The sequence below is a fragment of the Variovorax sp. EBFNA2 genome (genome assembly GCF_033802765.1).
GTDB classification, from domain to species: Bacteria; Pseudomonadota; Gammaproteobacteria; order Burkholderiales; family Burkholderiaceae_C; genus Variovorax; species Variovorax paradoxus_H.
This window is the reverse complement of record NZ_CP138496.1, coordinates 3,993,626-4,014,176: the sequence shown is the minus strand read 5'-3', so window position 1 is coordinate 4,014,176 and position 20,551 is coordinate 3,993,626. Positions and strand designations below refer to the sequence as shown.

Sequence of the window (20,551 nt, the reverse complement as noted above, 5' to 3'; positions counted from 1 at the left end):
CGCGTATGAACGACAAGTCCTTGAATCTGAAAGAAAAAATCATCTCCGTCGCGCCCATGATGGACTGGACCGACAGGCATTGCCGCGTCTTCCACCGCCTCATGACGCGCCATGCGCTGCTCTACACGGAGATGGTGACCACCGGCGCGCTGATCCACGGCGACGTGCCGCGCCACCTGCGTTTTCATGCCGAGGAACACCCCGTGGCGTTGCAGCTCGGCGGCAGCGAGCCGAACGACCTCGCGCATTGCGCGAAGCTCGGTGAGGAGTGGGGCTACGACGAGATCAACCTGAACTGCGGCTGCCCTAGCGAGCGCGTGCAGCGCGGCGCTTTCGGGGCCTGCCTCATGAACGAGCCGCAGCTGGTGGCCGATTGCGTGAAGGCGATGGTCGACGTGGTCGATGTGCCGGTCACGGTGAAGCACCGCATCGGCATCGACAAGATCGAGAGCTACGAGTTCGTGCGCGACTTTGTCGGCGCGGTGAGCGAGGCGGGCTGCGGCACGTTCATCGTGCACGCGCGCAACGCCTGGCTGCAGGGCCTGAGCCCGAAGCAGAACCGCGAGATTCCGCCGCTGCGCTACGCGCTGGTGCACCGCCTGAAGCACGACTTTCCGGCGCTGCAGTTTTCGATCAATGGTGGCATCGCCACCAACGCCCAGGTGCACGAGCACCTGCGGCTGCTCGACGGCGCCATGATCGGCCGCGAGGCGTACCACAACCCCTGGTGGCTGGCCGAGTGGGACGCCGAGTTCTACGGCGAGGCCCCGCAGACGCTCACGCGCGAAGACATCGAGGCGCAGATGTGCGACTACATGGTCCGCGAGGCGACCGAACACGGCACGAACTGGTGGTCGATCGCGCGCCACATGCTGGGCCTGCGCAACGGACTGCCCGGCGCGCGCCGCTGGCGCCAGGTCTGGAGCGACCATCGCCTGAAGACCCGCCCGCCGCACGAAGTGATGGCGCTGGCGCACGAACCCGTCGCCGCCCAAGCCGCCTGATCTTCTTCGCCGTTGCTCCCGACTTTGTAGACAGTCAACACAATTGAGTGAAGTTGACGTGCGATGAAATACAGTTTCATGACAATGCAACAACAAGTGTGATCCAAGCACGTGTTTTTGCTCAAGAATAAGACGGTCAGGGAAACAAGAAAAAGGTTCTGTCTTATGAGTGAAGCTGTGGGCGGCAAGGAAGAAGTCAGTGCGCTTGCCAGGGGGTTGTCGTTGCTGAAGGTCATCGGGATGTCAGCGGCACCCGTCGGAAACCGGGAACTGGCCGACACCACCGGCATCCCGAAGGCCACGGTGTCGCGCCTCACGGCGACGCTGGTCGGTGCGGGGTACCTGCGGCAGTCGCAGGACAGCGAGCGCTTCAGCCTGGGGCCGGTGCTGCTCGACATGAGCAGCCGCTACCTGCGCAATTTCGACCTGAGGTCGTTGGCGCGTCCGCACCTCAGCAACCTGGCCGAGCTGTCGGGCGCCAGCATCCACATGGCGGTGCGCGACGACCTCGACATGCTGGTCATCGATTCATTGCGGCCGCGCTCGGCGCTCATCAGCTCCCGCATCGACGTCGGCTCGCGCATGTCGATCGCCACCTCGGCTTCCGGCCGCGCCTACATCGGCGCCTTGCCCGGGCCTGAGCAGTCGGCATTGCTGGAGCAGATCCGGCTCGAAACCGGCGAGAACTGGCACACCATCGAGCCGCGCCTCATCGCCAGCCTCGAAGAGCACGCCCGCCTGGGCTACTGCACCTCTTTTGGCGAATGGAACCCCCAGATCCACGCCCTGGGCTTCGCGCTCGCAGGCCCGCGCGGCGAGCGTTACGGCGTCAGCTGCGGCGGCCCCGCCTACCTGCTGCCGAGGGAGACCATGCTGACCCGCGTCGCCCCCCGCATGCTGGAAATCGCCCACCGCATAGCCACCGAAGCCGGCACCCTCACTCTGGATTGAACGAGGCCGCGCCGCAGGCGCAGGCCCTCTCGTGGGACGCCGCGGAACCGGCTCTGCCGGGCCGCAGGCGTCGCCCCCGGAAGGGGGTTGGCGAAGCGACACGAAGTGCGCGCAGCCTGGGGGCGAGCCTTATACAGCGGCTTCGAGGCCGTTGAGGAAGTGCTCGCGCATGCGCGCCATGGCGGTGGCGGCGTCGCGCGCCTCGATGGCCGCCATCACCGCGCGGTGCTCCGCGAGCGATTCGGCAATGCGCCCCGCCTTCAGCAGCGAGTTGTGGCGATTCAGCTTCATCACCTTGCGCAGGTCGGCCACCATCTGGTCGCGCCATTTGTTGTTGGCAATGGCCAGCAGGCTCATGTGGAAGCGCTCGTTCACCGCAAAGAAGTGCTCGCGGTCTTCCTTGCCGGGGGCGGCGGCGGCTTCCAGCTCGGCGTGCAGCGCCTTCAGCTCGGCGCGCTGGTCGTCGGTGGCGCGCTCGGCCACCACGCCGGCGGCGTCGCTTTCGAGCAGCGAGAGCAGGTGGTACACATCGGCCAAATCTTGTTCCGACACCTCGGTGACGTACGCACCGCGGCGCACCTTCATCGTCACCAGCCCTTCGGCGGCCAGCACCTTCAACGCCTCGCGCAGGGGCGTGCGGCTGATGCCGTATTCCTCGGCCAGCTTGAGTTCGTCGATCCAGCTGCCGGGCTCCAGCTCGCGGCGGAAAATTCGCTGGCGCAGGAGCTCGGCCACCTCTTCATAGAGGGCGCGGGGGGTCAGGGTGACGGCGGACATGGGCTGCACTGTACTTCAAAAAATGCGTTTGAATTAATAATTACGGATGGGTTAGACTCGCGAACGGCTTGCAAATCCGTGCAAGCGTCCTTGCGAATCCCGTCAGACCACCGCCTGGAGCGGCGCCTTCCATGAGCAGCAGCACACCCGAACCCACCTACAAGCCGGCCGATCTCGACGCCTGGGCCAAGTCCGCCGCCAAGTCGGCGCCCGGCGGCGACGTGAATGCGCTGAACTGGATCACGCCTGACGGCATCAGCGTGAAGCCGCTGTACACCGCGGCCGACCTGCAAGGCCTGAAGTACACCGACACGCTGCCCGGCTTCGAGCCCTACCTGCGCGGCCCGCAGGCCACCATGTACGCGGTGCGCCCCTGGACCATCCGCCAGTACGCCGGCTTCTCGACCGCCGAAGAATCGAACGCGTTCTACCGCAAGGCGCTGGCCGCCGGCGGGCAGGGCGTGAGCGTGGCCTTCGACCTGGCCACCCACCGCGGCTACGACAGCGACCATCCGCGCGTGACCGGCGACGTCGGCAAGGCCGGCGTGGCGATCGATTCGGTCGAGGACATGAAGATCCTGTTCGACCAGATCCCGCTCGACAAGGTCTCCGTGTCGATGACGATGAACGGCGCGGTGCTGCCGGTGCTGGCGGGCTACGTGGTCGCGGCCGAAGAGCAGGGCGTGGCGCAAGACCAGCTGAGCGGAACCATCCAGAACGACATCCTCAAGGAGTTCATGGTCCGCAACACGTACATCTTTCCGCCGGCGCCGAGCATGCGGATCATTGGCGACATCATCGAGTACACGGCGCAGAAGATGCCGAAGTTCAACTCGATCAGCATCAGCGGCTATCACATGCAGGAAGCCGGCGCCAACCAGGCGCTGGAGCTTGCGTTCACGCTGGCCGACGGCAAGGAATACGTGAAGACCGCGCTGGCCAAGGGCCTCGACGTCGACGGCTTTGCCGGGCGCCTGAGCTTCTTCTGGGCCATCGGCATGAACTTCTATCTTGAAGTGGCGAAGATGCGCGCGGCGCGTCTGCTGTGGTGCCGCATCATGAAGGAGTTCAACCCCAAGAACCCCAAGAGCCTGATGCTGCGCACGCACTGCCAGACCTCGGGCTGGAGCCTCACCGAGCAGGACCCGTACAACAACGTGGTGCGCACGACCATCGAGGCGATGGCCGCGGTGTTCGGCGGCACGCAGTCGCTGCACACCAACGCGCTCGACGAAGCCATTGCGCTGCCCACCGAGTTCAGCTCGCGCATCGCGCGCAACACGCAGCTCATCATCCAGGAAGAGACGCACATCACGAACGTGATCGACCCCTGGGCCGGCAGCTACATGATGGAAAAGCTCACGCAGGACATGGCCGACGCCGCCTGGACCATCATCGAAGAGGTCGAGGCCATGGGCGGCATGACCAAGGCTGTCGACAGCGGCTGGGCCAAGCTCAAGATCGAAGCCGCCGCCGCCGAGAAGCAGGCGCGCATCGATTCGGGCAAGGACGTGATCGTCGGCGTCAACAAGTACAAGCTCAAGACCGAAGACGCGATCGACAGCCTGTCGATCGACAACGTCAAGGTGCGCGACCAGCAGGTGGCGCGCCTGCAGAGCATTCGCGCCTCGCGCGACAACGCCAAGGTGCAGGCCACGCTCGACGCGCTCACCGAAGCCGCCGAAAACAACACCGGCAACCTGCTAGCACTGAGCATCGACGCGGTGCGTGCGCGCGCCACCGTCGGCGAGATTTCCGACGCCCTCGAAAAATCATTCGGCCGCCATCGCGCCGACACGCAAAAGGTGACCGGTGTGTACGCTGCCGCCTATGACTCGGCCGAAGGCTGGGAAACGCTCAAGACCGAGATCAACGCCTTTGCTGAAGCACAAGGCCGCCGTCCGCGCGTGATGATTTCCAAGCTTGGGCAAGACGGGCATGACCGCGGCGCGAAGGTGGTTGCCACCGCGTTCGCCGATCTGGGCTTCGACGTCGACATGGGCCCGCTGTTCCAGACGCCCGAAGAGTGCGCGCGCCAGGCCATCGAGAACGACGTGCATGCCGTGGGGGTGAGCACGCTCGCCGCGGGCCACAAGACGCTGGTGCCGGCCATCATCGAAGAGCTGCGCAAGCAGGGCGCGGACGACATCATCGTCTTCGTCGGCGGCGTGATTCCGCGCCAGGACTACGACTTCCTCTACGAAGCCGGCGTGAAGGGCATCTACGGCCCGGGCACGCCCATTCCGGCCAGCGCCAAGGACGTGCTGGAGCAGATCCGCGCGGCCGTCGCCGCCTGACCGGTCGAGGTACATCGTGGGCGATCTTCTGCCACGGCTGTCCCTGCAGCCGGTGGACTCCAATGACTTCGAGGACATGCTGGCCCTGCGCATCGATGCGATGCGCCCGAGCCTGGAGCGTGTCGGCCGTTTCGATGCCGCGCGTTCGCGCGAACGCCTGAGCGCGGGCTTCGTGGTGCCCTTCATGCACCACATCGTGCTCGACGGCAGCCAGCGTGTGGGCTTCGTCACGCTCAAGCCCGAAGGCGCCGATGCCTTGCGGCTCGATCACCTCTACCTGCGCACCGGCTTCCAGGGCCTGGGCATCGGCGAATGGGTGATCGACTGGGCGCAGGCCCAGGCGCGCGAACAGCGCCGCGACATCAAGCTCACCGCGCTCGTGCAGAGCGACGCCAACCGCTTCTACCTGCGCCACGGCTTCGTGCTTGAGGGCGAAGAGGGCGTCGACCTGCACTACCGCTGGCGCTGCACGGAACTGGCCTGCGGATGAGCGGCACGGTTCAGACCCTCGAACGCGCCATTGCCGCGACCGACGGCATGGTGCAGCGGCGTGCCATCGCCAAGGCGATCACGCTGCTCGAATCGACGCGCACCGACCACCGCGCACAGGCCGACGAGCTGCTCACGGCGCTGCTGCCGCGCACCGGCCAGTCGTTCCGCCTGGGCATCTCGGGCGTGCCCGGCGTGGGCAAGTCGACCTTCATCGAAACGCTGGGCCTGCTGCTGATCGGCAAGGGCCACCGCGTGGCCGTGCTCACCATCGACCCGTCGTCCACCGTGTCGGGCGGCTCCATCCTCGGCGACAAGACGCGCATGGAGCGCCTGTCGGTGCACGAGCGCGCCTACATCCGGCCCAGCCCCTCGAGCGGCACGCTCGGCGGCGTGGCCGAGAAGACGCGCGAGGCCATGCTGGTCTGCGAGGCCGCGGGCTACGACATCGTCATCGTCGAGACCGTCGGCGTGGGCCAGAGCGAAACGGCCGTGGCCGGCATGACCGACATGTTCGTGCTGCTGCAGCTGCCCAACGCGGGCGACGACCTGCAGGCGATCAAGAAGGGCGTGATGGAGCTGGCCGACCTGGTCGCCATCAACAAGGCCGACATCGACCGCGACGCCGCCACGCGCGCGCAGGCCCAGATCACTTCCGCGCTGCGCCTCTTCGGCCACCAGGGCAACCCCGACCACGCGCACGCGGTGCACGACGCCCACAGCGGCGTGGAGCGCCGCTTCTGGCTGCCCAAGGTGCTGCAGCTGAGCGCACTGGCAGGCACCGGCGTCGACGCCTTCTGGGACGCTGTGCTCGAATTCAAGACGCTGCAGACCGCCAACGGCAAGCTCGCGAAGCGCCGCGAAAAACAGGCGACCGCGTGGATGTGGGAACGCATCGACGCCGGGCTCAAGCAGGCGTTTCGCCAGCATGCGCAGGTGCGCGAGCTGCTGCCGCTGCTCACGCAGCAGGTGGCGCAGGGCAGCCTGCCGGCCTCGACGGCGGCGCGCCAGCTGCTCGCGGCGGCAGCCATCACCGCCCGGGTGTGACACCTCGGCCCCCACAAGACTCTCCCAGCAATCCAGAACCACAGCTTCGGAAGCACACACCATGCAAGAACTGATCGAACAACTCGAAAAGAAGCGCGCCCAGGCGCGACTCGGCGGCGGGCAGAAGCGCATCGACGCGCAGCACGCCAAGGGCAAGCTCACGGCGCGCGAACGCATCGAGCTGCTGCTCGACGACGGCACGTTTGAAGAATGGGACATGTTCGTCGAGCACCGCTCGGTCGACTTCGGCATGGCCGAACAGAAGATCCCCGGCGACGGCGTGGTCACGGGCTACGGCATGATCAACGGCCGCCTCGTGTTCGTGTTCAGCCAGGACTTCACGGTCTTCGGCGGCGCGCTCAGCGAAGCCCACGCCGAAAAAATCTGCAAGGTGATGGACCAGGCCATGAAGGTCGGCGCACCGGTCATCGGCCTGAACGATTCGGGCGGCGCCCGCATCCAGGAAGGCGTGGCGTCGCTGGGCGGCTATGCCGACGTGTTCCAGCGCAACGTGATGGCCTCGGGCGTGGTGCCGCAGATCAGCATGATCATGGGCCCCTGCGCCGGCGGCGCCGTGTATTCGCCCGCCATGACCGACTTCATCTTCATGGTGAAGGACAGCAGCTACATGTTCGTCACCGGCCCCGAGGTGGTGAAGACCGTGACGCACGAGAGCGTGACGGCCGAGGAACTCGGCGGCGCCATCACCCACACCACGCGCAGCGGCGTGGCCGACATGGCGTTCGAGAACGACGTCGAGGCGCTGATGATGCTGCGCCGCCTGTACAACTACCTGCCGCTGAACAACCGCGAGAAGCCGCCGGTGCGCCTGGGCAACGACGGCCAGGGTGATCCGGCCGACCGGCCCGACTACTCGCTGGACACGCTGGTGCCCGACAACCCGAACAAGCCCTACGACATCAAGGAACTGATCCTGAAGGTGGTGGACGACGGCGACTTCTTCGAGCTGCAGCCCGACTACGCGAAGAACATCGTGATCGGCTTCGCGCGCATGGAAGGCCAGACCATCGGCATCGTGGCCAACCAGCCGCTGGTGCTGGCGGGCTGCCTGGACATCAAGAGCAGCATCAAGGCCGCGCGCTTCGTGCGCTTCTGCGATGCCTTCAACATTCCGGTCGTCACCTTCGTCGACGTGCCCGGTTTCATGCCCGGCACCGGCCAGGAGTACGGCGGCATCATCAAGCACGGCGCCAAGCTGCTCTATGCGTACGCCGAGTGCACGGTGCCGAAGATCACCGTCATCACGCGCAAGGCCTACGGCGGCGCGTACGACGTGATGGCCTCCAAGCACCTGCGCGGCGACGTCAACCTGGCCTGGCCGCGCGCCGAGATCGCGGTGATGGGTGCGAAGGGCGCGGTGGAAATCATCTTCCGCGAAGACAAGAACGATCCCGAGAAGCTCGCCGCCCGAGAGGCCGAGTACAAGGCCCGCTTTGCGAACCCGTACGTGGCCGGCGCGCGTGGCTACATCGACGACGTGATCCTGCCGCACGAAACGCGCAAGCGCATCTGCCGCTCGCTCGTGATGCTGCGCGAGAAGAAGCTCGAGAACCCGTGGCGCAAGCACGGCAACATCCCCCTGTGAGCGCGGAGAAGAACATGTTCAAGAAGATCCTGATTGCCAACCGCGGCGACCAGCCGCGAAGCGGCGCAGCGACGAAGTCAAATTGCATGGCACGCGCAGCGTGCGGCGGTTTCACCGCGGAGACCACAAATGTTTAAGAAGATCCTGATTGCGAACCGCGGTGAAATCGCCTGCCGTGTGATCCAGACCGCCAAGAAGATGGGCATCCTCACGGTGGCCGTCTACTCCGATGCCGACAAGGAAGCCCGCCACGTCGAGCTGGCCGACGAGGCCGTGCACATCGGTGCCGCGCCCAGCCGTGAGAGCTATCTGCAGGCCGACCGCATCATCGCGGCCTGCAAGCAGACGGGCGCCGAGGCCGTGCACCCGGGCTACGGCTTCCTGTCGGAGAACGAAGCCTTTGCGCGCAAGGTCGAGGAAGAGGGCATTGCCTTCATCGGCCCGAAGCACTATTCGATCGCAGCGATGGGCGACAAGATCGCCTCGAAGAAGCTCGCGAACGAAGCCCAGGTCAACACGATCCCCGGCTGGAACGACGCCATCGAGACGGCCGAGCGCGCCGTCGAGATCGCGAAGGACATCGGCTACCCCGTGATGATCAAGGCCTCGGCCGGCGGCGGTGGCAAGGGCCTGCGCGTGGCCTTTAACGACAAGGAAGCTTTCGAGGGCTTCACCTCGTGCCGCAACGAAGCGCGCAATTCTTTCGGCGATGACCGCGTGTTCATCGAGAAGTTCGTCGAGGAGCCGCGCCACATCGAGATCCAGGTGCTGGGCGATTCGCACGGCAACGTCATTTACCTGAACGAGCGCGAGTGCTCCATTCAGCGGCGCCACCAGAAGGTGATCGAGGAGGCGCCGTCGCCCTTCATCACCGACGCCACGCGCAAGGCGATGGGCGAGCAGGCGGTGCAATTGGCCAAGGCCGTGAAGTACCAGAGCGCGGGCACGGTGGAGTTCGTGGTCGGCAAGGACCAGAGCTTCTACTTCCTGGAGATGAACACGCGCCTGCAGGTGGAGCACCCGGTGACCGAGTGCATCACCGGCCTGGACCTGGTCGAGCTGATGATCCGCGTGGCGGCCGGCGAGAAGCTGCCGCTGGCGCAGGCCGACGTGAAGCGCGACGGCTGGGCCATCGAGTGCCGCATCAACGCCGAAGACCCGTTCCGCAACTTCCTGCCGTCGACGGGCCGCCTGGTGAAGTTCCAGCCGCCGGCCGAGAGCATGTTCGCGAGCGACACCGGCCACCTGCACGGCGTGCGCGTGGACACCGGCGTGTACGACGGCGGCGAGATCCCGATGTACTACGACTCGATGATCGCCAAGCTCATCGTGCACGGCAAGGACCGCACCGAGGCCATCGCGCTCATGCGCGAAGCGCTCAACGGCTTCGTGATCCGCGGCATCAGCAGCAACATCCCGTTCCAGGCGGCGCTGCTGGCACATCCGAAGTTCGTGGCGGGCGATTTCAACACCGGCTTTATCGCCGAGCACTACGGCAAGGGCTTCCATGCGGAAGACGTGCCGCACGCCGATCCGTCGTTCCTGGTGGCGCTGGCCGCCTTCGTCAACCGCCGCTACCGCGCGCGCGCCTCGGGCATCACCGGGCAGCTCGCGGGCCACGGCGTGAAGGTGGGCGAGAAATTCGTGGTGGTCGAGCTGGGCCCTGAAGGCAAGCACGTGCACCACGCGGTGTCGGTGAGCGACTTCCAGGGCAAGACCGGCGCCAGCAGCGTCACGGTGGGCGACAAGCGCTACCAGATCGACAGTGCATTCGCGCTGGGCGCGGCGCGCGTGCAGGGCACCGTCAACGGCAAGCCGTTCACGGCGCAGGTGGAGCGCGGCGCGGGCAAGAACCCGCTGGCACTGCGCGTGTCGCATGACGGCACGCAGATCGAGGCCATGGTGCTGTCGCCGCTGGGCGCGCGCCTGCTCGAGCTGATGCCTTACAAGGCACCGCCCGACCTCAGCAAGTTCCTGATGTCGCCGATGCCGGGCCTGCTGGTCGAGGTGGCGGTGCAGCCGGGGCAGCAGGTCCAGGCCGGCGAGAAGCTGGCCGTGATCGAGGCCATGAAGATGGAAAACGTGCTGTTCGCCGCGCAGGATGGCGTGGTGGGCAAGATCTCGGCGGCCAAGGGCGAATCGCTCGCCGTCGACCAAATCATTCTGGAGTTCAACTGATGGGTGCCAACGACCTGCAACAGGCAGCAATCACGCTGCACCGCCCGGCCAAGGCCGTAACGACGCCCCAGGGCCCCTGGTCCGTCGAGGCGATCCAGGCGCTGCTCGACAAGCCTTTCATGGAACTGCTGTTCGAGGCGCAGACCGTGCACCGCCGGCATTTCCCCGAAGGCGACATCGAGCTGGCCACGCTGCTGTCGGTGAAGACCGGCGGCTGCCCCGAGAACTGCGGCTACTGCCCGCAGTCGGCCGAGTTCGACACTGGCGTGAAGGCGCAGAAGCTCATGGAGGTCGACGAGGTGGTGCGCGCCGCGCAGGCCGCCAAGGACGCCGGCGCCACGCGCTTCTGCATGGGCGCCGCCTGGCGCGCGCCCAAGGACCGCGACGTCGAGAAGGTGGCGGTGCTGGTCGAGGCCGTGAAGGGCCTGGGCCTGCAGACGTGCGCCACGCTCGGCATGCTGGAGCCGCACCACGCGCAGCAGCTCAAGGCGGCCGGCCTGGACTACTACAACCACAACCTGGACACCGCGCCCGAGTACTACACCGACGTGGTCGACACGCGCACCTACCAGGACCGCCTGGACACGCTGGCGGCTGTGCGCAGCGCCGGCATCAGCGTGTGCTGCGGCGGCATCGTGGGCATGGGCGAGCAGCCGGTGCACCGCGCCGGGCTGATCGCGCAGCTCGCCAACATGGACCCGTACCCGGAGTCGGTGCCGATCAACAGCCTGGTGCGCGTGCCCGGCACGCCGCTGGCCGACTCGGAGCCGGTCGATCCCTTCGACTTCGTGCGCATGATCGCCGTGGCGCGCATCACCATGCCGACCGCGCGCGTGCGCCTGTCGGCCGGCCGCCAGCAGATGGGCGAGGCGGTGCAGGCCCTGTGCTTCATGGCCGGCGCCAACTCGATCTTCTACGGCGACAAGCTGCTCGTTACCGGCAACCCCGACGCCGATGCCGACGTGCAGCTGCTGCGCAAGCTCGGCCTGCGCTCGCACCGCACGCAGGAGCAGGCGGCACAAGAAGGCGGCTGCGCATGACCACGCCGCGTCCCTTCAAGGTGCTGGGCATCCAGCAGATCGCCATCGGCGGCCCCGACAAGCTGCGGCTGCAGAAGCTGTGGGTCGACATGCTGGGGCTCGAGGTGACGGGCACTTTCCGCAGCGAGCGCGAGAACGTCGACGAAGACATCTGCGCCATCGGCAGCGGCCCGTTCAAGGTCGAGGTCGACCTGATGCAGCCGCTCGACCCCGAGAAGAAGCCGGCGGTGCACACCACGCCGCTGAATCACGTCGGCCTGTGGATCGACGACCTGCCGAAGGCCGTCGAATGGCTCACGGCGCAGGGCGTGCGCTTTGCGCCGGGCGGCATCCGCACGGGCGCGGCGGGTTTCGACATCTGCTTTTTGCACCCCAAGGCCAACGACGAGTTCCCGATTTCGGGCGAGGGCGTGCTGGTCGAGATGGTGCAGGCGCCGCCCGAGGTGGTGACGGCCTTCAACGCGCTCGCCGCTACGCGCTGAGCGCTTTGCGCATCGGCGGCTTCACGTCGGCGCGTTGCGGCGGCAGCATCGGCTGGTGCTCGCGCGCCGGGTTCAGGATGATCGAGGTCGCGGTCTCGGTCAGGATGCAGAACTTGGCGAGCACTGCGTCGAGGTGCGGCACGTCGATCACCGCGATCTCGAGGATCCAGCTGTCCTCGCCGGTCACGTTGTAGGCATTGACGCACTCGGGCGTTTCCTGCACCAGCTTCACCACGAGGTCGTAGTCGGCCCGCCCGACGCGGATGATCCCGCGGATGCCGTAGCCCAGCCGCGTGAGGTTCACGGTGGCGCGGTAGCCGGTGATGACGCCGGCGGCTTCCAGCTTCTTCACGCGCTCGGTCACGGCCGGCTGGCTCAGGTGCACGCGACGGCCCAGCTCGGCCATGCTCAGGCGGGCGTCGGCCTGCAGTTCGGCCAGGATGCGGGTGTCATGGGCGTCCAGCGTGGGGGTCAAGGTGAAGTCCATGGAAGTCCTTTAAATCGACGGTGCGGTGCGAGCAGAACCATGAAATTCGCATGGCTGCCGGCGGGTGGCTTTCATACCATGACAGCCACCACATACCAAGAAGAGACACCCTCGCCATGTCGACACTCGCACCGTCCGCACCACCTGTGCCGCCCGCGCCTGCTTCTTCACGCCCCCGGCTGACGCCGCTGCTCTGGCTCTGCCTGGCCGCCACCTGGGTGGTCTGGGGCTCGACCTACCTGGCCATCAAGTACGCGCTGATCAGCTTTCCGCCGTTCCTGCAGATGGGCTCGCGCTTCCTGGTCGCGGGCGTGCTGCTGGCCGCATGGATGCGTTGGCGCGGCACGCCCTGGCCGACGCGCCTGCAGTGGCGCAATGCGCTGGTCGTCGGCGCGCTGATGCTCGGCGGCGGCATGGGCGGCACGGCGTTGGCCGAGGTGTCGATCGGCTCGGGGCTGGTGGTGGCGTTCATCGCCGTCATTCCATTGCTCATCGCGCTGCTGAACCTGATCTGGGGCGTGAAGCCCGCGCGGCTCGAAGCGGCGGGCATTGCGCTCGGGCTGGCCGGCGTGCTGATGCTCACGCAGGGCAGCGGCTTCAAGGCCTCGCCCGAGGGGCTGATCGCGATCTGCGTGGCCTGCGTGTGCTGGTCGCTCGGCAGCGTGCTGAGCCAGCGCAGCCTGCCGCTGGCGCCCGGCGCGATGGGCTTCGCGAGCGAGATGCTGTGCGGCGGCGTGGTGCTGATGGTGCTGGCCGCGGTGTCGGGCGAAACGATGAGCTGGCCGCCGCAGCCCGTGGCGCTGGGGGCGTGGGTCTACCTCGTGGTGTTCGGCTCGCTGATTGCCTTCAACGCCTACATGGTGCTGCTCGCGCAGGCGCCGGCCGGGCTGGCGGCGAGCTACACCTTTGTCAATCCGGTGATCGCGATGCTGCTGGGCGTGTGGATCGCCCACGAGACGGTCACGCGCTTCGAGTGGTACGCCGTGGGCGTGGTGCTGGCGGGCGTGCTGCTGTTGCTCTTCAAGCGCCCGCAGAAGGGCTGAGTTCGATAGGGCTCAGGTCGGGCGGCGCCAGAAGGCGAGGGTGGCGGCAAGCAGCCACATGCCGACGGCGCAGCTGCGGTTGAGCACCTTGAGGCCGCGGCGCGAGAGCCAGCGCACGGCCTGCGTGCCGGCGCCGGCATAGGCCAGCATCACGCAGGTGTCGAGCACCACGAAGATCGCGCCCAGCACGAGGTACTGCATACCCTGGGGCTTGGCGGTGTCGATGAACTGCGGCAGGAAGGCGGCGAAGAACAGCACCGTCTTCGGATTCGACAGCGCCACCATCAGGCTGCGCACGAGGGCGATGCGGCCATGCGGACGGACCTCGATGGCCGACTTGGCCAGCGCGGTGCCCAAGTCGGTCGCTTCGCTGCGCCACAGCTTGATGCCGAGCCACACCAGGTAGGCCACGCCCGCGACGCGGATCGCGTTGAAGAGCCATTCCGAGGCCGCGAGCAGCGAGCCCAGTCCGAGCGCCACGACCGCGATCAGCGAGACGCTGCCCAGCGATGCGCCCGCGATGCCCCAGCTGGCCCGTCGCATGCCGCCGTCAATGCCGTTGGACAGCGCCAGCAGCATGGTCGGGCCGGGAATCACCGCCAGGGCGAGCGAGGCGACGGCATAGACCAGCAAGGTGTCGAGGGTCATGGTTTCGTGGCGCGTTGTTCGGCGGCGGCGCGGGCGCGTGCCAGCGCGGCTTCGACGATGGAGCGCTTGCGCGTGTCGGCGGCTTGCGGTTCGGCGGCGGCGGGCGCCGGTTCGGCCTCGCGCTTCGCGGTGTCGCGGTGTTGGGCATGCAGCTTGTAGCGTTGCAGTGCGGCCTCGGCCTGCGCCTGCGACCACGCCTGCCAGCCACTGCGGCCTGGTGTCTCGACTTCGAGTGAGATGCAATCGACCGGGCAGACCGGAATGCACAGCTCGCATCCCGTGCAGTGCGCCTCGATCACTGTGTGCATGCGCTTGTTGATGCCGATGATCGCGTCGGTCGGGCAGGCATCGAGGCAGAGCGTGCAGCCGATGCACCAGGCTTCGTCGATGACCGCCATGGCGCGCGGGCCTTCGGTGCCGAACTGCGGATCGAGTGGTTGTGCGGGGCGGCCCGTGAGCAGCGCGAGGCGCTCGATGCCCTCGGCGCCGCCCGGCGGGCACTGGTTGATGTCGGCCTCGCCGTCGGCGATGGCCTGCGCGTAGCCCGCGCAATCGGGGTAGCCGCACCGTGTGCACTGCGTTTGAGGCAGTGCGTCGTTGATGCGTGCGGCCAGCCCGTTCACGGTGGGTGATGCGCGCGGCTCAGCGCGCGGCGCTGGCGCGGGGCTTCTTCTTTGCGGCCGGCGCCTTCGTGGCGGCCGGCACGGCCTTCACGGCAACCGCCTTCTTGGCGGCGACCGGCGTCTTGCGGGCCGCAGCGGTTGCCACGGCCTTCAGCTTCTGGCCCGGCTTGACGCGGTCTTCGGCCGGCAGCGCTTCGCGCGCACCGGCGCGGCGCTGGGGCTCGTCGCTGGCGGCGATGAAGTTGCGCACCTTCGGGTAGACGAGGTCGCGCCAGCGGCGTCCGCTGAAGATGCCGTAGTGGCCCGCGCCCTTGACCTCGTAGTGCTCGCGCTTGGCATCGGCGATGCCGGTGCACAGGCTGTGCGCGGCCTGGGTCTGGCCCGAGCCGGAGATGTCGTCCAGTTCGCCTTCGACGGTGAGCAGGGCGGTGGCGTGGATGTCCTGCGGACGCACGCGCTCCACCTGGCCGGCGGGGTTCTTCACGTCCCACGTGCCGTTGACCAGGTCGAAGTCCTGGAAGACGGTGCGGATGGTCTCGAGGTAGTAGTCCGCGTCCATGTCGAGCACGGCGTTGTACTCGTCGTAGAACTTGCGGTGGGCTTCGGCGCTGGCGTCGTCACCCTTGATCAGGTCCTTGAAGTAGTCGTAGTGGCTGGTGGCGTGGCGATCGGGGTTCATGGCCACGAAGCCCGTGTGCTGCAGGAAGCCCGGGTAGACCTTGCGGCCCGCGCCCGGGAAGCCTTGCGGCACGCGGTAGATCACGTTGTTCTCGAACCACTCGAAGCTCTTGTTGGTCGCGAGGTTGTTGACCGCCGTGGGCGATTTGCGCGCGTCGATGGGGCCGCCCATCATGGTCATCGTGAGGGGCAGCGCCTCGCCGCGGCTGGCCATGAGCGACACGGCGGCGAGCACGGGCACGGTGGGCTGGCACACGCTCACCACGTGGCAGTTGCCGTACTCGGCCTGCAGGCGGCGGATGAACTCCTGCACGTAGTTGATGTAGTCGTCGAGGTGGAACTCGCCTTCGGACAGCGGCACCAGGCGCGCGTTCTTCCAGTCGGTGATGTAGACCTTGTGGTCCTGCAGCATGGTGCGCACGGTGTCGCGCAGCAGCGTGGCGTAGTGGCCCGACAGCGGCGCCACGATCAGCACCACGGGCTGGCTCTTGAGCGTCTTGAGAATGTGCGGTTCGTCGGTGAAGCGCTTGAAGCGGCGCAGTTCGCAGAAAGGCTTGTCGAGCTCGACGGCCTCCTGGATGACGACGTCTTCGCCTTCGACCTTGACGGACTTGATGTTGAACTCGGGCTTCTCGTAGTCCTTGCCCAGCCGGTACATCAGGTCATAGCCGGCGGCCATGCGCTGTGCCATCGGCAGTTGGCTCCAGACGGCGCCAGGGCCGTAGAGCTTGGAGGCGGCCTGGGCGAAGTCCGAAAAGGGCTCCATCAGGGAACGCTGGGCTTCGTAGAGTTGATAGAGCATCGCGGGTCTTTGAGTGGATGTTGCAGTGCAATATATCAGTGCATTTGCCGCGGCGCAGGGGGCCGAACCCTAGCCCGGAGCGGGCTGGATTCGCCTTCTGTGGCCGAATGTGAACGAATCGTCAAAAAGTCGATTCACTCACACCCGGTTGTCACCTAGATGACCTTCGCAATCGACGCGCAGACGTAGTCGATGTTCTTGCTGTTGAGCGCGGCGACGCACATGCGGCCGGTGTCGGTGCCGTACACGCCGAACTCGTTGCGCAGGCGAACCATCTGGTCCTTGGAGAGGCCCGAGTAGCTGAACATGCCGATCTGGGTGGTGATGAAGCTCATGTCTTCCTTCACGCCGGCGGCCTTCAGGCCGTCGACCAGCTTCTGGCGCATGGCCTTGATGCGCACGCGCATCTCGCCCAGCTCTTTTTCCCACAGGGTGCGCAGCTCGGGGGTGCCGAGCACCGCGGCCACCACGGCGCCGCCGTGGATCGGCGGGTTGCTGTAGTTGGTGCGGATGGCGATCTTGAGTTGCGACAGCACGCGGCCGGCTTCTTCCTTGCTCTCGCACAGCACCGACAGGGCACCGACGCGCTCGCCGTACAGGCTGAAGCTCTTGGAGAACGAGGTCGAGACGAAGAAGGTCAGGCCGGCGTCGACGAACTTGGCAACGGCTGCGCCGTCTTCCTTCAGGCCGTAGCCGAAGCCCTGGTAGGCCATGTCGAGGAAGGGCACGAGGCCCTTGGCCTTGACGGCGGCGACTACCTGGTCCCACTGCTCGGGCGTGATGTCGTAGCCGGTCGGGTTGTGGCAGCAGGCGTGCAGCACGACGATGGTGCCGGCCGGCGCTGCGTTCAGGGCGGCCAGCATGCCGTCGAAGTTGATGCCGCGCTGGGCGGCATCGTAGTAGGGGTAGCTTTCGACGGTGAAGCCGGCGTTGGTGAACAGCGCGCGGTGGTTTTCCCAGCTCGGGTCGCTGATCAGCACCGTGGCGTTGGGGTTGAGCTTCTTGAGGAAGTCGGCGCCGACCTTCAGGCCGCCGGTACCGCCGATGGCCTGGATGGTGGCCACGCGGCCCGAGGTGACGGGTTCGCTGTCGGTGCCGAAGACCAGGCCCTTGACGGCGTTGTCGTAGGCCACGATGCCGTCGATCGGCAGGTAGCCGCGGGCCGAGGGGGCCTTCATCATGTTCTGCTCTGCGGCCTGCACGCATTGGAGCAGGGGCAGCTTGCCGTTGTCGTCGTAATACACGCCGACGCCGAGATTGACCTTGAGGGGGTTGGTGTCGGCTGCAAATTGCTCGTTGAGGCCGAGGATCGGGTCGCGCGGCGCCATTTCGACCGCGGTGAACATAGACATGGAAAGGTCCTTTGGGATGAAAGCTTCGCTGGCAACCGGAGGAGGCTTTATCCTTTCCGGTTGCCTTGAATTTTACCGGCGCCACGCCACCTGTCGGGAACAGCCATGCCAGAGAACACCGAAGCCATAGCAGACCTGAAGAAAGTCGACCCGATCGGGCCGGCCAAACCCGGCGAATTCATCCGCTACCCCGGCTCGCCGTTCGAGCTGTTCCAGCCCTATCCGCCGGCGGGCGACCAGCCCAAGGCGATCGAGGGGCTGGTGGCGGGCGTGCTCGACGGCGAGGTGTACCAGACCCTGCTGGGCGTGACGGGCTCGGGCAAGACCTTCACCATGGCCAACGTGATCGCCCGGCTGGGCCGTCCGGCCATCGTGTTCGCGCCCAACAAGACGCTGGCGGCGCAGCTTTACAGCGAATTCCGCGAGTTCTTCCCGAAGAACGCCGTCGAGTATTTCGTGAGCTATTACGACTACTACCAGCCCGAGGCCTACGTGCCGCAGCGCGACCTGTTCATCGAGAAGGACTCGTCGATCAACGAGCACATCGAGCAGATGCGCCTGTCGGCCACCAAGAGCGTGCTGGAGCGGCGCGACACGGTCATCGTGGCCACGGTGAGCGCCATCTACGGCATCGGCACGCCCGAGGACTACATGGAGATGCGGCTGATTGCCCGCGTCGGCGACAAGGTCGGCCAGCGCGACCTGATCTCGCGGCTCATTCGCATGCAGTACACGCGCAACGAGCAGGACTTTGCGCGGGGCACGTTCCGGGTGCGCGGCGACACGATCGACGTGTTTCCGGCCGAGCACAGCGAGCTGGCGATCCGCTTCGAGCTGTTCGACGACGAGATCGAGTCGCTGCAGCTGTTCGACCCGCTCACCGGGCGCATCCGCCAGAAGGTGCCGCGATTCACGGTGTACCCGTCGAGCCACTACGTGACTCCGCGCGACAAGGTGCTGGCGGCGGTGGAAACCATCAAGATCGAGCTGGCCGGCCGGCTCAAGGAGCTGACCGGCTCCGGCAAGCTGGTCGAGGCGCAGCGGCTGGAGCAGCGCACGCGTTTCGACCTCGAAATGCTGGCCGAAATCGGCCACTGCAAGGGCATCGAGAACTACACGCGGCACCTCTCGGGCGCGGAGCCCGGCGACCCGCCGGCCACGCTCACCGACTACATGCCGAAGGACTCGTTGATGTTCCTTGACGAGAGCCATCAGATGATGGGCCAGCTCAGCGCCATGTACAACGGCGACCGGGCGCGCAAGGTCACGCTGGTTGAGTACGGCTTTCGCCTGCCGAGCGCGCTGGACAACCGGCCGCTCAAGCTCGAGGAGTTCGAAAAGCGGGTGCGCCAATGCATCTTCGTGTCGGCCACGCCCGCGCAGTACGAAAAAGACCACGCCGGCAACGTCGTCGAGCAGCTGGTGCGGCCCACCGGGTTGATCGACCCCGAAGTCGAGGTGCGTCCCGCCACGCACCAGGTCGACGACGTGCTGGGCGAGATCCGCATCCGCGTCGAGAAGAACGAGCGCGTGCTGATCACCACGCTGACCAAGCGCATGGCCGAACAGCTCACCGACTACCTGGGCGACAACGGCGTGAAGGTGCGCTACCTGCACAGCGACGTCGACACGGTCGAGCGGGTCGAAATCCTGCGCGACCTGCGCCTGGGCGCCTTCGACGTGCTGGTGGGCATCAACCTGCTGCGCGAAGGGCTGGACATTCCCGAGGTGTCGCTGGTGGCGATCCTCGACGCCGACAAGGAAGGTTTCCTGCGTGCCGAGCGTTCGCTGATCCAGACCATCGGCCGGGCGGCGCGCAACCTGAACGGCAAGGCCATCCTCTACGCCGACCGGATGACCGAGTCGATGAAGAAGGCTATCGGCGAAACCGAGCGCCGCCGCACCCGGCAGATCGCCCACAACGAGGCGAACGGCATCACGCCGCGCAGCATCGTGAAGCAGGTGCGCGACCTGATCGACGGCGTTTACAGCGAGAAGACCGGCAAGGAAATGGCCAAGCTCGACCTGGAACGCGCCAAGGTCGAGGACATGAGCGAGAAAGACATCGCGCGGGAAATCAAGCGCCTCGAAAAGCAGATGCTGGAGCACGCCCGCAACCTCGAATTCGAGAAAGCGGCCCGGGTGCGCGACCAGTTGGCGCTGCTGCGCGAGCAGGCATTCGGGGCATCGGGCGGCGACAACATTCCGGGGCTGGCGGCCTGATTTTGGCTAGGTCATAAGTTCGCTTTCTTCAAGCGAGCCGCGCTGGGGTTTACCCGAGCAGAACTCAGGGGCTTCTGCTATACTTGACCGAAATACTCAACAACAAAGAACTTCGCGATGAAGGACCGACTCCTACCGACTGGTTCACCAGCGTCAGGGGCGGGCAGGGCGGAGACGAAGTCACCGCGGCCCAAGGCTGTGGTGTCATTTCAACGGTAAGCACTTGAAGGAGCTTGCGATGCGTCTCACTACCAAAGGCCGTTTTGCGGTCACAGCAATGATCGATCTGGCGTTGCGTCAGAACACCGGTCCGGTCACGCTGGCTGCGATCAGCCAGCGGCAGCAGATTTCGCTGTCGTACCTCGAACAGCTGTTCGGCAAACTGCGCCGCCACGAGCTGGTCGAGTCGACCCGCGGCCCCGGCGGCGGCTACAGCCTCGGACGCAAGGCGGCAGACATCACGGTCGCCGACATCATCGTGTCCGTCGACGAGCCGATCGATGCCACGCAGTGCGGCGGCAAGGAAAACTGCCTCGGTGAGCAGGGTCGCTGCATGACACACGAACTCTGGGCCTCGCTGAACCAGCGCATGGTCGAGTTCCTCGACTCCGTCACGCTGCAGAAGCTGGTCGACGACCAGATCGCCAAGGGCGTGCAGATCGAGAACAAGCCGGTCGTCAAGCGCGCCATCTCGGCCCAGCCGGTGGTCAAACCCATTCGCGTGAATGCGCCGAATTCGGTCTTCGCTCTCGGCAACGTCTTCGCGAAGTCCTGACCTGATGAGTCCGGCGGTGCCCGCGGGCATCGCCTGAGTTTGCCCCGAT

18 protein-coding genes are annotated in these 20,551 nt (G+C 66.5%); 12 read left to right on the top strand and 6 right to left on the bottom strand.

Features of this window, described 5'->3' with window-relative positions; translation table 11 throughout:
* The first annotated feature begins 5 nt into the window (after positions 1-5).
* Complete coding sequence (dusA, locus tag RZE79_RS18990; RefSeq protein WP_099790217.1) at positions 6-1,004, top strand: tRNA dihydrouridine(20/20a) synthase DusA; 999 nt, start codon at positions 6-8, stop codon at positions 1,002-1,004.
* 165 nt (positions 1,005-1,169) lie between these two features.
* Positions 1,170-1,955 (top strand): IclR family transcriptional regulator, encoded by a 786-nt coding sequence (locus tag RZE79_RS18985; RefSeq protein ID WP_319355949.1) that lies wholly within the window; start codon positions 1,170-1,172, stop codon positions 1,953-1,955.
* 129 nt (positions 1,956-2,084) lie between these two features.
* Here RZE79_RS18985 and RZE79_RS18980 read toward each other — a convergent pair whose 3' ends face one another.
* Positions 2,085-2,732 (bottom strand): GntR family transcriptional regulator, encoded by a 648-nt coding sequence (locus RZE79_RS18980; RefSeq protein ID WP_101490001.1) that lies wholly within the window; start codon positions 2,730-2,732, stop codon positions 2,085-2,087.
* A gap of 131 nt (positions 2,733-2,863) precedes the next feature.
* Here RZE79_RS18980 and scpA point away from each other — a divergent pair, with 131 nt between their 5' ends.
* The 7 genes from scpA to RZE79_RS18945 all read left to right on the top strand — a co-directional run bounded on the left by scpA (position 2,864) and on the right by RZE79_RS18945 (position 11,871).
* Positions 2,864-5,029 (top strand): methylmalonyl-CoA mutase, encoded by a 2,166-nt coding sequence (scpA, locus tag RZE79_RS18975; RefSeq protein WP_319355946.1) that lies wholly within the window; start codon positions 2,864-2,866, stop codon positions 5,027-5,029.
* A gap of 16 nt (positions 5,030-5,045) precedes the next feature.
* Positions 5,046-5,519 (top strand): GNAT family N-acetyltransferase, encoded by a 474-nt coding sequence (locus RZE79_RS18970; RefSeq protein WP_099790209.1) that lies wholly within the window; start codon positions 5,046-5,048, stop codon positions 5,517-5,519.
* Positions 5,516-6,565, top strand: coding sequence for a methylmalonyl Co-A mutase-associated GTPase MeaB (gene meaB / locus RZE79_RS18965; RefSeq protein WP_319355943.1), 1,050 nt, complete (start codon positions 5,516-5,518; stop codon positions 6,563-6,565). Before RZE79_RS18970 ends, meaB begins: the two co-directional genes overlap by 4 nt.
* A gap of 61 nt (positions 6,566-6,626) precedes the next feature.
* Complete coding sequence (locus tag RZE79_RS18960; protein WP_056580044.1) at positions 6,627-8,171, top strand: acyl-CoA carboxylase subunit beta; 1,545 nt, start codon at positions 6,627-6,629, stop codon at positions 8,169-8,171.
* Positions 8,172-8,300: 129 nt separating this feature from the next.
* On the top strand, positions 8,301-10,349 hold the full coding sequence (gene accC / locus RZE79_RS18955; RefSeq protein ID WP_319355941.1) for an acetyl-CoA carboxylase biotin carboxylase subunit: 2,049 nt from the start codon (positions 8,301-8,303) through the stop codon (positions 10,347-10,349).
* Positions 10,349-11,389: a biotin synthase BioB gene (gene bioB, locus RZE79_RS18950; RefSeq protein WP_319355939.1), complete on the top strand. Its 1,041-nt coding sequence runs from the start codon at positions 10,349-10,351 to the stop codon at positions 11,387-11,389. Before accC ends, bioB begins: the two co-directional genes overlap by 1 nt.
* Positions 11,386-11,871, top strand: a complete 486-nt coding sequence (locus RZE79_RS18945) for a VOC family protein (RefSeq protein ID WP_319355938.1) — start codon at positions 11,386-11,388, stop codon at positions 11,869-11,871. Before bioB ends, RZE79_RS18945 begins: the two co-directional genes overlap by 4 nt.
* Here the strand turns inward: RZE79_RS18945 and RZE79_RS18940 are convergent.
* Positions 11,861-12,358 (bottom strand): Lrp/AsnC family transcriptional regulator, encoded by a 498-nt coding sequence (locus RZE79_RS18940; protein ID WP_319355936.1) that lies wholly within the window; start codon positions 12,356-12,358, stop codon positions 11,861-11,863. The two genes, RZE79_RS18945 and RZE79_RS18940, sit on opposite strands and share 11 nt — an antisense overlap.
* A gap of 116 nt (positions 12,359-12,474) precedes the next feature.
* Here RZE79_RS18940 and yedA point away from each other — a divergent pair, with 116 nt between their 5' ends.
* Complete coding sequence (yedA, locus tag RZE79_RS18935; RefSeq protein WP_319355934.1) at positions 12,475-13,401, top strand: drug/metabolite exporter YedA; 927 nt, start codon at positions 12,475-12,477, stop codon at positions 13,399-13,401.
* Positions 13,402-13,413: 12 nt separating this feature from the next.
* On the opposite strand, the gene RZE79_RS18930 is transcribed toward yedA, so the two are convergent.
* The 4 genes from RZE79_RS18930 to RZE79_RS18915 all read right to left on the bottom strand — a co-directional run bounded on the left by RZE79_RS18930 (position 13,414) and on the right by RZE79_RS18915 (position 17,504).
* The gene (locus RZE79_RS18930; protein ID WP_319355932.1) at positions 13,414-14,049 is read right to left on the bottom strand and encodes a LysE family transporter; all 636 of its coding nucleotides are present in this window, start codon (positions 14,047-14,049) and stop codon (positions 13,414-13,416) included.
* A complete protein-coding gene (locus tag RZE79_RS18925) occupies positions 14,046-14,672 on the bottom strand; it encodes an RnfABCDGE type electron transport complex subunit B (protein WP_319355930.1) in 627 nt (208 codons plus the stop codon). Before RZE79_RS18925 ends, RZE79_RS18930 begins: the two co-directional genes overlap by 4 nt.
* 19 nt (positions 14,673-14,691) lie before the next feature.
* Complete coding sequence (locus tag RZE79_RS18920) at positions 14,692-16,152, bottom strand: polyhydroxyalkanoate depolymerase (RefSeq protein WP_319355928.1); 1,461 nt, start codon at positions 16,150-16,152, stop codon at positions 14,692-14,694.
* Positions 16,153-16,307: 155 nt separating this feature from the next.
* A complete protein-coding gene (locus RZE79_RS18915; RefSeq protein ID WP_319355926.1) occupies positions 16,308-17,504 on the bottom strand; it encodes an amino acid aminotransferase in 1,197 nt (398 codons plus the stop codon).
* Between the two features lie 105 nt (positions 17,505-17,609).
* On the opposite strand from RZE79_RS18915, the gene uvrB reads away from it, so the two are divergent.
* Both uvrB and iscR read left to right on the top strand, forming a co-directional pair.
* Entirely contained in the window at positions 17,610-19,727 is a 2,118-nt protein-coding gene (gene uvrB / locus RZE79_RS18910) for an excinuclease ABC subunit UvrB (RefSeq protein WP_319355924.1), read from the top strand.
* Between the two features lie 238 nt (positions 19,728-19,965).
* The gene (gene iscR / locus RZE79_RS18905; RefSeq protein ID WP_056580055.1) at positions 19,966-20,502 is read left to right on the top strand and encodes a Fe-S cluster assembly transcriptional regulator IscR; all 537 of its coding nucleotides are present in this window, start codon (positions 19,966-19,968) and stop codon (positions 20,500-20,502) included.
* Positions 20,503-20,551 lie beyond the last annotated feature (49 nt).

Coding starts and splice junctions, on each gene's coding strand:
- dusA (WP_099790217.1), top strand. CDS start 6: ATGAACGACAAGTCCTTGAATCTGAAAGAAAAAATCATCTCCGTCGCG.
- RZE79_RS18985 (WP_319355949.1), top strand. CDS start 1,170: ATGAGTGAAGCTGTGGGCGGCAAGGAAGAAGTCAGTGCGCTTGCCAGG.
- RZE79_RS18980 (WP_101490001.1), bottom strand. CDS start 2,732: ATGTCCGCCGTCACCCTGACCCCCCGCGCCCTCTATGAAGAGGTGGCC.
- scpA (WP_319355946.1), top strand. CDS start 2,864: ATGAGCAGCAGCACACCCGAACCCACCTACAAGCCGGCCGATCTCGAC.
- meaB (WP_319355943.1), top strand. CDS start 5,516: ATGAGCGGCACGGTTCAGACCCTCGAACGCGCCATTGCCGCGACCGAC.
- RZE79_RS18960 (WP_056580044.1), top strand. CDS start 6,627: ATGCAAGAACTGATCGAACAACTCGAAAAGAAGCGCGCCCAGGCGCGA.
- accC (WP_319355941.1), top strand. CDS start 8,301: ATGTTTAAGAAGATCCTGATTGCGAACCGCGGTGAAATCGCCTGCCGT.
- bioB (WP_319355939.1), top strand. CDS start 10,349: ATGGGTGCCAACGACCTGCAACAGGCAGCAATCACGCTGCACCGCCCG.
- RZE79_RS18945 (WP_319355938.1), top strand. CDS start 11,386: ATGACCACGCCGCGTCCCTTCAAGGTGCTGGGCATCCAGCAGATCGCC.
- RZE79_RS18940 (WP_319355936.1), bottom strand. CDS start 12,358: ATGGACTTCACCTTGACCCCCACGCTGGACGCCCATGACACCCGCATC.
- yedA (WP_319355934.1), top strand. CDS start 12,475: ATGTCGACACTCGCACCGTCCGCACCACCTGTGCCGCCCGCGCCTGCT.
- RZE79_RS18930 (WP_319355932.1), bottom strand. CDS start 14,049: ATGACCCTCGACACCTTGCTGGTCTATGCCGTCGCCTCGCTCGCCCTG.
- RZE79_RS18920 (WP_319355928.1), bottom strand. CDS start 16,152: ATGCTCTATCAACTCTACGAAGCCCAGCGTTCCCTGATGGAGCCCTTT.
- RZE79_RS18915 (WP_319355926.1), bottom strand. CDS start 17,504: ATGTCTATGTTCACCGCGGTCGAAATGGCGCCGCGCGACCCGATCCTC.
- uvrB (WP_319355924.1), top strand. CDS start 17,610: ATGCCAGAGAACACCGAAGCCATAGCAGACCTGAAGAAAGTCGACCCG.
- iscR (WP_056580055.1), top strand. CDS start 19,966: ATGCGTCTCACTACCAAAGGCCGTTTTGCGGTCACAGCAATGATCGAT.